Origin of the sequence: Pseudomonas sp. MWU12-2020, from assembly GCF_023100605.1 — a bacterium.
Classification (GTDB): Bacteria; Pseudomonadota; Gammaproteobacteria; order Pseudomonadales; family Pseudomonadaceae; genus Aquipseudomonas; species Aquipseudomonas fluorescens_H.
In genome coordinates, this window is the sequence record NZ_JALMEX010000037.1 from 1 (window position 1) to 1,412 (window position 1,412).

The 1,412-nt window shown below is 59.4% G+C and carries 1 pseudogene; it reads right to left on the reverse strand.

Going from position 1 to position 1,412, the window contains the following annotated elements:
* Positions 1-1,412 (reverse strand): annotated as a pseudogene (locus M0814_RS28900) (hypothetical protein); the annotation flags it as partial.

Sequence of the window (1,412 nt, forward strand, 5' to 3'; positions counted from 1 at the left end):
TGTCGATGGTCGGACTGTCCTGAGGAATCTCCACCCCTTTGGAGTCTTCGGCCCGAGTAATTTCTGGTTGCACATCCTCCAACGCTTTGATCGTGTAGGTGCGCACGGGGAAGGCCACGGCCAAACTCTCATTCGGGTCTTTGCCGAACGCGGCTTTGAACTCCATGGTCAGCGCGCTGCCATCTTTGAGGTTTTTCAAGCCTGCAAGGGCGATGCTCCGCTCGTAATAACCTTGATCGAGCCACTGGTCGCCGACCATCGAGCCTGGTGCCGTATGGATCTGCAGGTTGTAGTCGCTGCCATCGGCGTTTGTACCTTTCAAACGCAGCCATACATATTGGCCTGTGGCAATCAACGGCCAGATGCCCATGCGGTAGATCGCATTGGCGGTCAGTTTGCCCACATTGAACTCCGGGCCTTCGCCGTTGTTGTCCGCGTCCTTGATGATGGGTTTGAGCAGTTCATTCTGCGGCATGCTCAACACAGTCAAATCAAAGACGAGGGACGGCAGCGGCTCGCCGTCGCGGATGACGACGTAGGACACCTTCACATCTTTGTTCAGGTTAAACGCGACCACACTATTCGGAATCGCAAACTCCCGGTTGCTGCCCAGCGGCCGAGGAACAGAGGTGTGCGAACCGCCTGCGGGCGTACCCTGTGCGCCAGTCCAGGTGACGATGATTTCATCAGTTGGCCGCAACTCGGGGTTGTCCGGCACCACAATGGTCAAGGTGTCCCTGACCAGCAGCGGGTTGAGTGCGCTGTCGCCGTTGTTCTCCTTGATCCAGGGGGCGAGCAGTTCCAGCGCGACTCCCACGGTGAACACCAACGGATTCGAGTAACTGGTCTTGCCCGTCTCGAACCGCAGGATGTTGTAGCTGACGCTGAGTTTCTCCCCGCGCCGCGCTTCGAAATGCTTTTGCACAAAGGCTGCATCAAGCGGGAAATCCACGGGTCTGCCGGCAGTGAGGGCGTTCAGGGTTTTGCTGCCTTGGTCAAGGAGCGCGCCATGGGCATCACGCAGTTGCCAGGTGACCACGTCCTGGGGCTTGGTCGGGTTGGCGAGCGGGTTCGGGCAAGTGATTTTGCTTGTGCCGTCGGGCAGATCACGCGGTTCCAGGATGCCGTTCTCTTCACCCTGGACGATCGGGGGCACCAGTTCCAGTTGTGCTTCGCCCACGGTCAGCAGCTCTGCATGCAGGGATGCGCGACTGACGACTACACCGCCCTCGTCGCTGAGCAGGTTGTAGGACAGGTCCAGCGTGCCGCCCTTGAGCAATTTGAGGTGCCGGACGCCATCCACCTTGATGATGAAACCCAGCGGGTTGCTGGCGTCGGCCGCGCTGAGGATATGCCAGTCCAGCTGCGGGTCATACGTGATCAGGTCGGCCTGGGTGCCCAGCCATTTGAGC